Origin of the sequence: Halopseudomonas xinjiangensis (genome assembly GCF_900104945.1) — a bacterium.
GTDB classification, from domain to species: domain Bacteria; phylum Pseudomonadota; class Gammaproteobacteria; order Pseudomonadales; family Pseudomonadaceae; genus Halopseudomonas; species Halopseudomonas xinjiangensis.
Genome location: NZ_LT629736.1, coordinates 261473 through 274797, shown reverse-complemented (window position 1 = coordinate 274797; position 13325 = coordinate 261473). Strand labels below are relative to the sequence as shown.

The window sequence follows — 13325 nt, the reverse complement described above, 5'->3', positions numbered from 1 at the left end:
TGTCGTGCCCTCAGTAATCGGCGCTGGCTAGAATCGCCAGAACCAGATCGGTAAATGACATCCCGGCGGCCTTCGCTGCCATCGGGACCAGGCTGTGATCGGTCATGCCCGGTACGGTATTCACTTCCAACAGATAGAACCGCCCGGATTCGTCCTGCATCACGTCAACCCGTCCCCAGCCCTTGCAACCAACGGCGTGGAACGCAGCGAGGCACAGATCGGCTAGCTCGCGCTCCCTGTCTTCGGGCAGTCCGCACGGGCACAGGTACTGCGTATCGTTGGCGAGGTATTTGGCGTTGTAGTCATAAAAGGTGTGCGGCGTGTGCAGGCGGATGGCCGGCAACGCACGGCCGTCAAGAATCGCCACGGTGAACTCGGCGCCGGTGATCCACTGCTCCACCAGGGACTGGTCGTCGTACTGCTGTGCGTCGTCCCAGGCCTGTTCCAGCTCGGCCAGAGTGGTTGCCTTGGACATGCCGATGCTGGAGCCTTCATGCACCGGTTTGACGATCAGTGGCCCACCCAGTTGTTCAAAGATGGCGTTGCAATCCGACTTGTTGCGCAGTACTTCATAGCGCGGCGTCGACAAACCCAGGCTTTGCCAGACGAACTTCGTGCGCAGCTTGTCCATCCCGAGCGCCGAAGCCAGCACGCCACTGCCCGTATACGGCAGGCGCAAGCTTTCCAGCAGACCTTGCAGGCTGCCATCTTCGCCGCCGCGGCCGTGCAGGGCGATGAACACGCGATCCGGGCGATCGGCGATCAGGCGCTCAGCGAGGTCCTGCCCGGCGTCGATACCATACGCATCCACGCCTGCGCCTTGCAGCGCTTCGAGCACTGCCGCACCGGACTTCAACGACACTTCACGTTCGGCAGAGCGACCGCCGTAGAGCACTGCAACGCGCCCAAAGGCTTTCACGTCAATCATCAAGCCTTACCTCCGGTGTTCTTTTCAGCCAGCTGCGCCAGCGCCTCGGCCAGCTGCGGAGCCAGGCCGCCGATGTCACCGGCACCCTGAGTCAACAAGATGTCCCCGGGGCGCAATACGGCTTCCAGCAACGGCATGACGTCAGCGTCACGTTCCACGTAAATCGGATCGATATGGCCTCGCTGACGGATGCTGCGGCAGAGGTTCTTGCTGTCCGCCCCCGGGATCGGCTCTTCACCGGCCGGATACACTTCCATCAGCAACAGAGCATTGGTATCGGCCAGTACCTGGACGAAGTCTTCGTACAGATCGCGGGTGCGCGTGAAGCGGTGCGGCTGGTAGATCATCACTAGCCGACGCTCCGGCCAGCCGGCCCGCACCGCCTTGATCACGGCATTCACTTCGCGCGGGTGGTGACCGTAATCGTCGACCAGCATGACGTCGTCGCCTTCGCCAATGCTGTAATGGCCGTAAACCTGGAAGCGCCGGCCCACACCCTCGAAGCCGGTCAGACCCTTGACGATGGCGGCATCGCTGACACCTTCGTCCGTGGCCACGGCAATGGTCGCCAGGGCGTTGAGTACGTTGTGCACGCCTGGCATGTTCACGCAGACCTTCAACGCATCCTTGCCGTCACGCAGCACGGTGAAATGTGTCTGCATGCCGTCCTGATGAATGTCTACGGCGCGGATGTCGGCGTCTTCGGACTGGCCATAGGTGATGACCTGACGGTTCACCTGCGGCAGGATCTCGCGTACCACCGGGTCGTCGATGCACAGGACCGCCAGACCGTAGAACGGCAGGTTGTGCAGGAACTCGACGAAGGTGCGTTTCAGACGGTTGAAGTCACCCTCGTAGGTAGCCATGTGGTCGGCATCGATGTTGGTGACGATGGCCACCATCGGCTGCAGATGCAGGAAGGACGCGTCGCTCTCGTCCGCCTCAGCGACCAGGTAACGGCTCTCACCGAGCTGCGCGTTGGTGCCGGCGCTGGTCAACCGGCCTCCGATAACGAAGGTCGGGCTGAGACCTTCCGCGGCGAGCACCGAGGCGATCAGGCTGGTCGTAGTGGTCTTGCCGTGCGTGCCCGCTACGGCGATGCCGTGCCGGTAGCGCATCAGCTCGGCGAGCATTTCCGCGCGCGGGACGACGGGAATGCGACGCTCGATGGCTCCGGCTACTTCCGGATTTTCCGGGTTGATCGCGCTGGAGACGACCAGCACATCCGCCTGCTGGACATTTTCGGCACGGTGACCGACATCTATACGCGCACCAAAGTTTTCCAGTCGCTGCGTGACCGCAGATCGCTTCAGGTCCGAGCCGGATACTTCGTATCCAAGGTTCAGCAATACTTCAGCGATACCGCACATGCCGGCGCCACCGATGCCGACAAAGTGCACGCGCCGGATGCGGCGCATCTCCGGTAGATGGAAGGTAGCTTGTTGGCGGGTCTTAGTGCTCACGAGCAACCTCCAGGCAGGCACGAATGACGTCGGAGGTCGCGTTGGGTGCGGCCTGTTTGCGGGCGCTGGCTGCCATGTGTTGCAGAATCTCCGGTTTGGTAAATAGCGTGTGCAGACGCTCGGCCAGCACATCGCCGCTAAGCGTCGCCTGAGGCAACAGCTCGGCGGCTCCATGCTCGGCAAGGAATCTCGCATTGGCGCTCTGATGATCGTCGATGGCATGCGGCAGCGGCACCAGCAGCGCTGGGCGCCCGGCTGCGGCGAGCTCGGCCACCGTTAGCGCGCCCGCGCGACATACAATCAGATCGGCCCAGGCATAGGCGCCGGCCATATCGGCAATGAACGGCTCGACAATCGCCTGCACGCCGCAGGTGGCGTAGCTGTCGCTGGCCGCTTCGACGTGCTGTTTGCCGCACTGATGGACGATCTCAGGACGCTCTTCCAGAGGCAGCATGGATACCGCCTCAGGCACGATACGGTTCAACGGGGCAGCGCCAAGGCTGCCGCCGAGAACCAAAAGCCGCGGACGCCGGCTACCGTCGTAATCCAGCGCCGGAACCTGAAAAATCTCGTCGCGCACCGGATTGCCGGTGCTGCGGCGCTTGCTGTCGTCGGCGAAACTGCCGGGGAAGCCTTCGCAGCGCCGCGCGGCGATATTCGCCAGCAAACGGTTCGCTGTGCCTACCACCGCGTTCTGCTCGTGGATGATGACCGGTACCCGGCGCATCCAGGCAGCCAGCCCGCCGGGGCCGGTAACATAGCCGCCAGCGCCAAGCACGAAGATCGGCTTCAGCTCGTTGATGATGGCCAACGCCTGACGCAGCGCACGGGTCAGCGCGAACGGCGCCTTAAGCAGCGCAGACTTGCCCTTACCACGCAGGCCCTGGATATCGATGTAGTGAATCGGGAAGCCCGCCGCCGGGACCAGTTCCGCTTCGATGCCGCGGCGGGTGCCAAGCCAATGGACCTGGTAGCCCTGGTCACGCAACAGCCGAGCGCAGGCCAGTGCCGGGAAAACATGCCCGCCAGTGCCGCCAGCCATGATCAGAACGTTATTGGCCATTGGCTGCGCCCTCCTTTTGCGCCTGCCGGCGCTCCCAGTCGATACGCAGCAGCAATCCGAGACTGATACAACAGACCACGAGCGAACTGCCCCCATAACTGAGGAAGGGCAGCGTCAAGCCCTTGGTAGGCAGCAGCCCGACATTTACGCCGACATTGATCAGAATCTGACCGCACCACATGATCGCCAGACCGTAGGCCAGGTAAGCGGAAAACAGCCGGCCGGCGCGCTCGGCCCAAAGGCCGATATACAGGCTGCGGATGGCAACGAAGATCAGCAGCCCGAAAGCGGCCAGAGCACCGATAAGCCCCAGCTCTTCGGCCAGCACCGCGAATACGAAGTCGGTGTGTGCTTCCGGCAGATAGAACTGTTTCTGGATGCTGTTGCCCAGCCCCATGCCGAACCAGTCACCGCGACCGAACGCGATCAGCGCCTGGGTCAGTTGATAGCCGGTGCCATACGGGTCGTTCCAGGGGTTGAGAAAGCCAGTGAGGCGCTGCAGGCGATAGGGCTCGAACAGCACCAGCAGACCCGCCATGCCGCCTAGGGATCCGAACAGGAGGGCGAACCGGAACAGCCCAACGCCGCCGAGAAATAGCATGCCCGTAGCCGCGCCCATCAGAACGACAGTCGCGCCGAAGTCCGGCTCGATGATCAATAGCCAGGCCATGGGGCCGAGCACCATGAATGGCTTGATGAAGCCGAACCACTGCTCCTTTACTTCTTCTTTGCGGTGGACCAGATAGCCGGCGAGGAAGACCACGGCGAACAGCTTGGCCAACTCGGAGGGCTGGACGTTGATCGGACCGACCTGGATCCAGCGCCAGCTACCGTTCACTTCCCGACCGATGCCGGGAATCAAGACTGCCACCAGCAGAGCAAAGCCGAGGAACAGCAAGGGGAAGCGAAACTGCTCCCACAGAGCCAGCGGAATCGACAGCGTGACCAGCAGGGCCGCGATACCGATCAACAGATAGATGATCTGGCGAACCATGTAGAACATGGGGTTGCCGAGTTGCCCGGCGGCGACTTCCATGGAGGCGGAGCTGACCATTACCAGCCCCAGCCCGAGCAGGCACAGCGCGCCGACCAGCAGCGGGAGGTCCATATCGAAGCGACGCTCACCGGCCAGTGGCCCGGTGGCGCGCTGAATGACATCGGCCCAGATCATTGCGGCATCCTCTGCACGGCTGCTGCAAAGAGCCTGCCGCGCTCTTCGAAATTCTTGAACATGTCCAGGCTTGCGCATGCGGGCGACAACAGCACCGCATCACCCGGCCGGGCCTGTTCAGCAGCCGTCTCCACGGCCTGCTCCAATGTGTCGACGCGGATCAGTTGGCTTGCCCCGGATAGGGTCTGCTCCAGCACCGGAGCATCACGACCCAGCAGCACCACGGCACGGCAATGACGGGAGACCGGTGTGCGCAGGGGCGCGAAATCGGCGCCCTTGCCATCGCCACCGGCGATCAGTACCAACTGGCCCTGGATGTCGGCGCCCAGCCCTTCGATCGCAGCCAGCGCAGCGCCGACATTGGTTGCCTTGGAGTCGTCGTAGTAGTCGACTCCGGCCCGCTGGCCTACCCACTGGCAGCGATGGGCAAGACCTGCGAAGTTTCGCAAAGCCTCGAGCATGGCCGGCATAGGCAAACCGGCGGCCTGGCCCAGCGCGAGAGCCGCCAGAGCATTCGACTGGTTGTGCGCGCCACGAATCTTCAGTTCCGCGACCGGCATGATCGCGTCGAATTCGTAGGCGAGCGAGATGATGCCCGCCTCGGTAAGCAGTCCGAAACCATGGAAATCCGGACGCGACAGACCGAACGTCCAACGCGGCAACTCGTCGGCAACCAGCGGGCGCGATAGCGGATCGTCACGGTTGATTACGACGCTGCGCGCGCCACGGAAAATCCGGTGCTTGGCCTGGTGATAAGCGCCCAGGTTGGCGTAACGGTCCATGTGGTCTTCGCTGATATTCAGCACGGTAGCGACCGCGGCGTTCAGCCGCTCGGTGGTTTCCAGCTGGAAGCTGGAAAGCTCGAGCACATATAGGTCGGCGTTCTCTTCAAGCAGATCGAGTGCCGGCGTGCCGAGATTGCCACCAACACCAACGCGCTTTCCGGCTGCCCGAGCCATCTCGCCGACCAGCGTCGTTACCGTGCTTTTTGCGTTCGACCCGGTGATCGCAATGATCGGAGCTTTCGCCTCGCGGGCGAACAGCTGTATGTCCCCGATGATGCTGACGCCGGCGGCCTTCGCCTGCTGCAGCGCAGGCGTGGCCAGCGCGATACCCGGACTGACGATCAGTTCGCCAGCGCTGGATAGCAGGTCGGCGTCCAGTTCACCCAGATACAGGTCGGCCATAGGCGCAAAGCGCTTGAGCTGATCCAGCCCGGGCGGCGTCTGGCGGGTATCGGCGACGGCAAAGGGAATCCCACGGCCCGCCAGAAAACGGGCGACCGAGAGCCCGGTGCTACCGAGCCCGACGATGATCCGCTTCTTGTCCGTGGTAATCAGTGACACAGTCTTTTCCTCAACGCAGCTTCAGGGTGGCAAGGCCGATCAGCACCAGTACCACGGTGATAATCCAGAAACGCACAATTACGCGTGGCTCAGGCCAGCCCTTCAATTCGAAATGGTGGTGAATCGGTGCCATACGGAAAACGCGGCGCCCGGTCAGCTTGAACGAGGCAACCTGGACGATGACCGACAGTGTCTCGACGACGAAAATGCCGCCCATGATGAACAGCACGATTTCCTGCCGAACGATCACCGCGATGGTGCCCAGCGCAGCGCCGAGGGCCAGTGCACCGACGTCGCCCATGAACACCTGAGCCGGATACGTGTTGAACCAGAGAAAACCCAGGCCCGCGCCGAGCAACGCGCCACAGAAGATGATCAGTTCGCCGGACCCTAGTACGTAGGGGATCAGCAGGTAGTCGGCGAAGCGCACGTTGCCCGAGAGATACGCGAAGATGCCCAGCGCACCACCCACCATGACCGTAGGCATGATCGCCAGCCCGTCGAGGCCATCAGTCAGGTTGACCGCATTGCTCGAGCCGACAATCACGAAGTAGGTCAGCACGATGTAGAACAGCCCCAGCTGAATCGTCACATCCTTGAAGAACGGCACGATCAGCGTGGTTTCGATCGGGGTCTGTGCGGTGAAATAGAGAATGACCGCGACGGTCAGGCCGAACACCGACTGCCAGAAATACTTCCAGCGCGACGGCAGTCCGCGCGAGTTCTTTTCGATGACCTTGCGGTAGTCGTCGACCCAGCCGATCGCACCGAACGACAGCGTGACGCCCAATACTACCCAGACATACAGATTGGTCAGATCGGCCCAAAGTAACGTGCTCACTGCAATCGCGATGAGGATCAGTGCTCCGCCCATGGTCGGCGTACCGGCCTTGGACAGGTGACTCTGCGGACCATCGTTGCGCACGGATTGGCCGATCTGCCGAAACACCAGCGCACGAATCATCTGCGGGCCCATGAACAGAGCGATGCCCAGTGCGGTCAGCACACCGAGAATGCCGCGCAGGGTCAGGTACTGAAATACCGAGAACCCGGTATGAAACTGCTGAAGGTATTGAGCTAGTAACAGGAGCATCTCAATGAGCCTTGTCGTCGTTATGGTTATCGTTGTGTTCGGTCAGCCCGGCGACGACTTGTTCCATTCCGGCACTGCGTGATCCCTTGACCAGTACGCGCACGTCCGAGGAGAGCTGATCCAGCAGCGCGGCTGTCAGCTCGGCCTTGCTGGCAAACAGCCGGGCACCTTCGCCAAAGCTCTCCACGGCCAGGGCCGAGAGCCTGCCGACCGCGTACAGCCCGTCGAGCCCTTGCTCGCTCGCGTAGTCGCCCACCTCGCGGTGGCTTTCCTCTTCCCACTGGCCCAGCTCGCCCATATCACCGAGCACCAGGATTCGCTTGCCTTCGAAGGCTGCGAGCAGATCGATTGCAGCCTTCACCGAACCAGGGTTGGCGTTATAGCTGTCATCGATGATCAACGCGCCATCCTTGCCCGGCAGGCTCTGGGCGCGACCTGGCACCGGCATCACCTTGGCCAGGCCACGGCGGATCATTTCGAGATCGACATCCAGCGCCAGCGCGGCGCCTGCAGCAGCCAGAGCATTGGCAATGTTGTGCTTGCCAAGCAGGTTGAGCTGTACGGTGATCGAGCCTTTCGGCGTCACCAGCGCGAAGCCCGGGCAACCGCGTCGGTCGAGCTCGACCGACTCGGCGCGCAACTCGGCGGTTGGGTTTTGCAGGCTGAAGGCGAAACTCTTGCGTTTGCCCAGCAGCTGATACCACTGCTCGAACCACGGGCTATCGAGGTTGATCACCGCCTGGCCATCGGCGTCGAGCCCGGTGTAGATCTCGCTCTTGGCACGCGCCACCTGCTCTGGACCGCCGAAGCGGCCGACGTGGGCAGTGCCGGCGTTGGTCAGAACACTGACATGCGGACGTGCCAGGCGCATGCTGTAGGCGATGTCGCCAATGCCCGCTGCGCCCATTTCGATCACTGCGAACTTATGCTCGACGGAGAGTTCGAGCAGGGTCAGCGGAACGCCGAGTTCGTTGTTCAAGTTGCCGCGGGTGGCGAGCACAGGCCCTTCTTCGCGAAGAATCGCCGCCAGCATTTCCTTGACGCTGGTCTTCCCGCTGGAACCAGTGATGGCGACCAGCGGGCCGGAAAAATCGTCTCGCGCCAGCGCGCCCAGCTGCCCCAACGCCAGTTGGGCGTCGTGCACCAGCAGTTGTGGCAGTGGATCATCAACCAGATATTCGACCAGCGCAGCGACGGCGCCGCGCTCGCGGGCCTTGCCGACGAAGTCGTGACCGTTCACACGGCTGCCCTGCAGCGCAACGAACAGCGAGCCCGTCCGCGCTTCACGCGAATCGATGCAGACGTGGTCGAAACGAGCATCATCGCCATGCAGGCTGGCGCTCAGTGCTTTGACCATATCGCTCAGGCGCTTGGCTTCAAGCATGGCTAACCTCCCATCCGGCGAGTGCTTGCCGGGCCTGGTCCAGGTCGTTGAACGGATAACGCACGCCGTTGATCTCCTGGTAAGTTTCGTGTCCTTTGCCGGCGAGCAGGATCACATCGCCAGCGGTTGCCGCAGCAATGGTTTCGCGGATAGCCTCGGCGCGAGCGGGCATGATTCGCACATGCTGTGGCTGCTCGAAGCCTTGCATGATGTGTTCGATGATGCGGTCTGAGGCTTCGCTGCGCGGATTGTCATCGGTGACGACCACAGCGTCAGCGCCCTGCTCCGCGGCTTGCGCCATCAGAGGCCGCTTACCGGCGTCGCGATCCCCGCCACAGCCGAATACACAGGTGAGCCTGCCGTGAACGTGGGCGCGCACTGCCGCCAGCGCGTTTTGCAGGGCGTCCGGAGTATGTGCGTAGTCAACCACCACCAGCGGAGCGACACCGCCTCCCAGACGCTGCATGCGCCCAGCTGGCGGCATGACCTGCTGCGTCAGTGAAACGGCTTGCGCCAGCGGCACCTCGAGCGCCAGCAGGCAACCAATCACGGCGAGCAGGTTGCTCAGGTTGAACGTGCCCAGCAGCGGGCTATCGAGCTGCGCCTGCTCATTACCGAAGTGAACAGCTGCATGGATGCCGGTGCTGTCGAAGGCGGCGTCGCTGCAATGCAGCGTGGCCTGCGCGTCTGCAATGCTGTAGCCGATCACCGGCATGCCACAGGCTGACGCCAGCTCGCGGCCAAATGCGTCGTCCAGATTGATCACTGCCGTACGTAGCGGCATGGCGAATAGCCGCGCCTTGGCTGCGCCATAGCGCTGCATATCACCGTGGTAATCCAGGTGATCGCGACTGAGATTGGTGAATACGCCGATATCAAAGTCGACCGCAGCGACCCGGCCTTGATCCAGCGCATGCGACGACACCTCCATCGCTACCCAGGCCGCGCCTTTGGCCTGCAGCCGGGCAAGCTGCTCCTGAACCCGCAACGCGTCAGGCGTGGTCATGCCATGCTCGTTCAGCCTGCCGAACATGCCACTACCCAATGTGCCGATGATTCCGCATGGCTTGCCGAGCACGTCCAGAACCTGCGCCAGCATCTGCGATACGCTGGTCTTGCCGTTGGTTCCGGTTACGCCGATCAACCCCAGCTTTTGCGAAGGATTGCCGTAGAACTGGCCGGCGAGCGTTGAAAGCTTGTCTGCCAGTGCCGTCACCGGAATGCAGGGAACGGCGATATCGACTGGCTCGTGGCCATCGCCAGCTTCATAGGCAATTGCCGAGGCGCCGGCGTCAATTGCCTGCTTTATATAGTCACGACCATCCTGGCGCAGGCCCGGCACGGCGAGAAACAGGCAGCCCTCAGCCACGCGGCGGCTGTCGATTTCGATGCTCGAGATCGCCACGTCGCTGCCCTGCCAGTCTGGAAACAGTTCGGAAAGTCTCATCCGCGCGAGCCCTCCTTTTCCAACGGAGGCAGCTCGACCTGCTGCAGTGCGGGCAGGTCATCAGGGGTCACGTTGAGCAGACGCAGCGCGCCGGACATGACCTCACCGAATACCGGTGCGGCGACCAGGCCGCCGTAATACTGCCCCTTGCTCGGCTCGTCGATCACCACTACTGCGGCGAAACGCGGATTGCTGATCGGCGCGATGCCGGCGAAAACTGAGCGATAGCGGTCCTTGGCATAGCCACCCGAGGCAAGCGTCTTGTGCACGGTGCCAGTCTTGCCGCCGACCTGATAGCCCGGTACGCGAGCGCGCGAACCGGTACCGCCCTGACCATCAACGGTCGCGCGAAGCATATCGAGGATCTGCTGGCTGACCTCGCTGGGGATGACCTGCTCGCCTGCCGGCGCCTGATCGACCTTCAGCAGCGAAAGCGGCACGCGCCGCCCGCCGTTGCCCAGCGCGGCGTAAGCCTGCGCCAGCTGTGTTGCAGTGACCGACAGACCATAGCCGTAGGACAGTGTGGCGGTTTCCACCTGCGGCCACTTGCGCCGACTGGGCAGGCGTCCGACGCTCTCACCGGGGAAGCCGAGGCCGGTGTACTCGCCCAGGCCAAGCTGCTGTAACAGGTTGTAGAGCGGCTCGGCACCGATATCCAGCGTCATCTTGGCCACGCCGACGTTGCTCGACTTGACGATTACTCCGGTCACGTCGAGTACGCCGTAGTTGTGAATGTCACGCACAGTCATGGTCGCCACCCGCATGCTGCCGGGGCGGGTATCCATAACAGTGTTGGGCTGATAACGCCCGGACATCAGCGCTGCAGCCACAGTGAACGTCTTGATTGGCGAACCGGGTTCGAACACATCGATCAACGCGCGGTTGCGCATCATGTCCGGCTTGAGATTGGCGCGATTGTTCGGGTTGTACGAAGGATGGTTGGCCATGGCCAGCACTTCTCCGCTACGCACGTCGACTAGAACGACGGAACCGGCTTTGGCGCCGAAATTCTTCAGCGCATCGCGCAGCTCGCGGTGCGCTATGTATTGAAGGCGAAGGTCAACGGACAGTCTTAGCTCATTGCCCGGGCGGGCGTTGCTGACAACCTGGACGTCCTTGATGAGACGTCCGCGACGGTCCTGTAGCACCTGCCGCTTGCCGGGTACGCCCTGCAGCCACTGATCATAGGCCAGCTCCAGACCTTCCTGACCGGCTTCGTCGACATTGGTGAAACCGACCAGATGCGCAGCCACTTCACCCGCTGGATAGAACCGGCGATATTCCTCGATGCTGTAAACCCCTGGCACCTTGAGCGCCATGACCGCCTCGCCGTCCTGTGGGGTCATGCGCCGGCGCAGATAAATGAATTCCTTGTCGGCATTGGCCTTGAGCCGCTCGCGGAAGGTCTTGGGGTCGGCCCCCAGTGCTTTGGCCAGTTCGGCCCACCGCTCCTCATGACCGAGCAGCTGCGTGGGGTTCGCCCACAACGTGACGACCGGCGTGCTCACCGCTAGGGGCTCGCCATGCCGATCGGTGATCTGTCCGCGGTGCGCCGGAATGGTCACGTGCCGCACGCTGCGCTTGTCGCCCTGATCCTTGAGAAAGCCTTCATCGAGTACATGCAGCTCGACGATGCGATACCCGATGGCTACACAGAACAGACCGAGTAGAGCTATGACCAGACGGAAGCGCCAGGGATATAGGCTGCCGTTGGGCTTGATACTGATCATGGCTTCACCAGAATGACTTCAGCAGCTTCCGGAACGCGCATTTTCAGTTGCGTCGTGGCGATTGCCTCGACGCGACTGTGCGCAGTCCAGGTGCTCTGTTCGAGTACCAGCCGACCCCATTCCGCCTGCGCCTTTTCGCGCACCGTCATTTCTGCCGCCAGTTCGTTGAGCAACATCCGGCTCCAATGAGCGCTGTAAGGCACGGCAAGCGCAGAGGCCACGACCAGCACCCAGACGCACAACAGCCAACCGCTGCTGCGCGGCAGACCAAGACGGACGGGCTTCTTATCCGGCGTGTCCATCAACGTTTCTCCGCAATGCGCAGCACGGCGCTACGAGACCGAGAGTTGGCAGACACTTCGTCGGCAGACGGCTTGATCGCCTTGCCGACAAGATTGACGCTGACTGAAATGTCGCTCTCGCGGATCGGCAGGCCGCGCGGTATCGGCGCACCCTTGGCTTCGAGCCGCATGAACTGCTTGACCAGCCGGTCTTCCAGCGAATGAAAGCTGATCACCACCAGACGCCCGCCTGGAGCGAGCACTTCGAGCGCGGCCTTCAGGCCCAGCGACAAGTCATCCAGCTCGCGATTGATGAAGATGCGAATGCCCTGAAAGGCCCGCGTGGCCGGATGCTTGTGTTTTTCCCAGGCCGGATTGGCCTGTTTGATCACTTCCGCCAGATCAGCGGTTCGGGTGAACGGCTGCTCGGCACGACGCATCACGATGGCCTTGGCCATACGACGCGAAAAACGCTCTTCACCGTATTCGAAGAGCACGGTAGCGATGTCGGCTTCACTCGCCGAGTTGATCCACTGAGCTGCGCTCTGACCCTGAGTCGGGTCCATGCGCATGTCCAGCGGACCGTCGTTGAGGAAGCTGAAGCCGCGCTCGGGATCGTCAAGCTGCGGGGACGAAACACCGAGATCGAGCAGCACGCCGTCTACCGTGCCGCTTTCGCCTCGCTGGCGAAGCTCTTCCGCCATATCGGCAAACGAACGGCGTACAACGACAAAGCGGCCGTCTTCGGCCGCCAGCTGGTCTCCGACCCGAATCGCCTCCGGGTCCTTGTCGAAGGCAATCAGCCGGCCGCTCTCCCCAAGCTTGTCGAGAATCGCTCTGCTATGCCCTCCGCGACCGAAGGTGCCATCGACATAAAGTCCGTCCGGACGAACATCGAGCCCGACAAGGGCTTCATTGAGCAGCACGCTGATGTGTTGGAGGGTCGGCTGCATGATCATAGACTCAATGACTGCAGTTCCACCGGCAGCTCGCCGATGCCCTGCTGTTCAAGATAAGCGTCGGTCTGAGCCAGCCACGCGTCTTCACTCCACAGTTCGAACTTGTTCAGCTGTCCGACCAGCATGACTTTTTTGTCCAGACCTGCGTGATCGCGTAGCAATGGCGGCACAACGAAGCGGCCATTACCGTCGAGTTCGATATCATTGGCGTTGCCGATGAGCAGACGCTGCAGGCGCTTGACCTGCTGATTCATGTTGGGGGCGGCGGCGAGCTGCTGCTCGACCTTTTCCCATTCAGGCAGGGGGTAGATCCACAGACACTTCTCTTCCAGGGCGATCGTTGCCACCAACTGACCTTCGCAGGCGCCCACGAGCCGGTCGCGATACCGTGATGGCATCGCAAGCCGCCCTTTGGCGTCAAGACTGATGGCGTTGGTTCCTCGGAACACGATTAAGAGCT

The 13325-nt window shown here is 62.3% G+C and carries 12 protein-coding genes; all 12 read right to left on the bottom strand.

Annotated elements, in window-relative coordinates:
* Positions 1–10 precede the first annotated feature (10 nt).
* The 12 genes from BLT85_RS01295 to mraZ are packed head-to-tail and all read right to left on the bottom strand — an operon-like array spanning position 11 to position 13314.
* Complete coding sequence (locus BLT85_RS01295; protein WP_093391450.1) at positions 11–928, bottom strand: D-alanine--D-alanine ligase; 918 nt, start codon at positions 926–928, stop codon at positions 11–13.
* Positions 928–2346, bottom strand: a complete 1419-nt coding sequence (murC, locus tag BLT85_RS01290) for a UDP-N-acetylmuramate--L-alanine ligase (RefSeq protein WP_093391449.1) — start codon at positions 2344–2346, stop codon at positions 928–930. Before murC ends, BLT85_RS01295 begins: the two co-directional genes overlap by 1 nt.
* Positions 2347–2380: 34 nt before the next feature.
* Complete coding sequence (gene murG / locus BLT85_RS01285; RefSeq protein WP_093391448.1) at positions 2381–3454, bottom strand: undecaprenyldiphospho-muramoylpentapeptide beta-N-acetylglucosaminyltransferase; 1074 nt, start codon at positions 3452–3454, stop codon at positions 2381–2383.
* Positions 3444–4625 carry a putative lipid II flippase FtsW gene (gene ftsW, locus BLT85_RS01280; protein WP_093391447.1) on the bottom strand — a complete coding sequence of 394 codons (1182 nt, stop codon included), beginning with the start codon at positions 4623–4625 and terminating at the stop codon, positions 3444–3446. The genes murG and ftsW overlap by 11 nt, the downstream gene beginning before the upstream one ends.
* Positions 4622–5971 carry a UDP-N-acetylmuramoyl-L-alanine--D-glutamate ligase gene (gene murD / locus BLT85_RS01275; RefSeq protein ID WP_093391446.1) on the bottom strand — a complete coding sequence of 450 codons (1350 nt, stop codon included), beginning with the start codon at positions 5969–5971 and terminating at the stop codon, positions 4622–4624. Before murD ends, ftsW begins: the two co-directional genes overlap by 4 nt.
* Before the next feature lie 10 nt (positions 5972–5981).
* A complete protein-coding gene (gene mraY, locus BLT85_RS01270) occupies positions 5982–7064 on the bottom strand; it encodes a phospho-N-acetylmuramoyl-pentapeptide-transferase (protein WP_093391445.1) in 1083 nt (360 codons plus the stop codon).
* 1 nt (position 7065) lies between these two features.
* Positions 7066–8448, bottom strand: coding sequence for a UDP-N-acetylmuramoyl-tripeptide--D-alanyl-D-alanine ligase (locus BLT85_RS01265; RefSeq protein WP_093391444.1), 1383 nt, complete (start codon positions 8446–8448; stop codon positions 7066–7068).
* Positions 8441–9895: a UDP-N-acetylmuramoyl-L-alanyl-D-glutamate--2,6-diaminopimelate ligase gene (locus BLT85_RS01260; protein ID WP_093391443.1), complete on the bottom strand. Its 1455-nt coding sequence runs from the start codon at positions 9893–9895 to the stop codon at positions 8441–8443. The genes BLT85_RS01265 and BLT85_RS01260 overlap by 8 nt, the downstream gene beginning before the upstream one ends.
* Positions 9892–11625 carry a peptidoglycan D,D-transpeptidase FtsI family protein gene (locus BLT85_RS01255; protein WP_093391442.1) on the bottom strand — a complete coding sequence of 578 codons (1734 nt, stop codon included), beginning with the start codon at positions 11623–11625 and terminating at the stop codon, positions 9892–9894. Before BLT85_RS01255 ends, BLT85_RS01260 begins: the two co-directional genes overlap by 4 nt.
* Complete coding sequence (ftsL, locus tag BLT85_RS01250) at positions 11622–11927, bottom strand: cell division protein FtsL (protein WP_093391441.1); 306 nt, start codon at positions 11925–11927, stop codon at positions 11622–11624. The genes BLT85_RS01255 and ftsL overlap by 4 nt, the downstream gene beginning before the upstream one ends.
* On the bottom strand, positions 11927–12865 hold the full coding sequence (rsmH, locus tag BLT85_RS01245; protein WP_093391440.1) for a 16S rRNA (cytosine(1402)-N(4))-methyltransferase RsmH: 939 nt from the start codon (positions 12863–12865) through the stop codon (positions 11927–11929). The genes ftsL and rsmH overlap by 1 nt, the downstream gene beginning before the upstream one ends.
* Positions 12862–13314, bottom strand: a complete 453-nt coding sequence (gene mraZ, locus BLT85_RS01240) for a division/cell wall cluster transcriptional repressor MraZ (RefSeq protein ID WP_093391439.1) — start codon at positions 13312–13314, stop codon at positions 12862–12864. Before mraZ ends, rsmH begins: the two co-directional genes overlap by 4 nt.
* Positions 13315–13325: the final 11 nt, after the last annotated feature.

Coding starts and splice junctions, on each gene's coding strand:
- BLT85_RS01255 (WP_093391442.1), bottom strand. CDS start 11,625: ATGATCAGTATCAAGCCCAACGGCAGCCTATATCCCTGGCGCTTCCGT.
- ftsL (WP_093391441.1), bottom strand. CDS start 11,927: ATGGACACGCCGGATAAGAAGCCCGTCCGTCTTGGTCTGCCGCGCAGC.
- BLT85_RS01260 (WP_093391443.1), bottom strand. CDS start 9,895: ATGAGACTTTCCGAACTGTTTCCAGACTGGCAGGGCAGCGACGTGGCG.
- rsmH (WP_093391440.1), bottom strand. CDS start 12,865: ATGATCATGCAGCCGACCCTCCAACACATCAGCGTGCTGCTCAATGAA.
- ftsW (WP_093391447.1), bottom strand. CDS start 4,625: ATGATCTGGGCCGATGTCATTCAGCGCGCCACCGGGCCACTGGCCGGT.
- BLT85_RS01265 (WP_093391444.1), bottom strand. CDS start 8,448: ATGCTTGAAGCCAAGCGCCTGAGCGATATGGTCAAAGCACTGAGCGCC.
- murG (WP_093391448.1), bottom strand. CDS start 3,454: ATGGCCAATAACGTTCTGATCATGGCTGGCGGCACTGGCGGGCATGTT.
- murC (WP_093391449.1), bottom strand. CDS start 2,346: ATGCGCCGCATCCGGCGCGTGCACTTTGTCGGCATCGGTGGCGCCGGC.
- mraY (WP_093391445.1), bottom strand. CDS start 7,064: ATGCTCCTGTTACTAGCTCAATACCTTCAGCAGTTTCATACCGGGTTC.
- BLT85_RS01295 (WP_093391450.1), bottom strand. CDS start 928: ATGATTGACGTGAAAGCCTTTGGGCGCGTTGCAGTGCTCTACGGCGGT.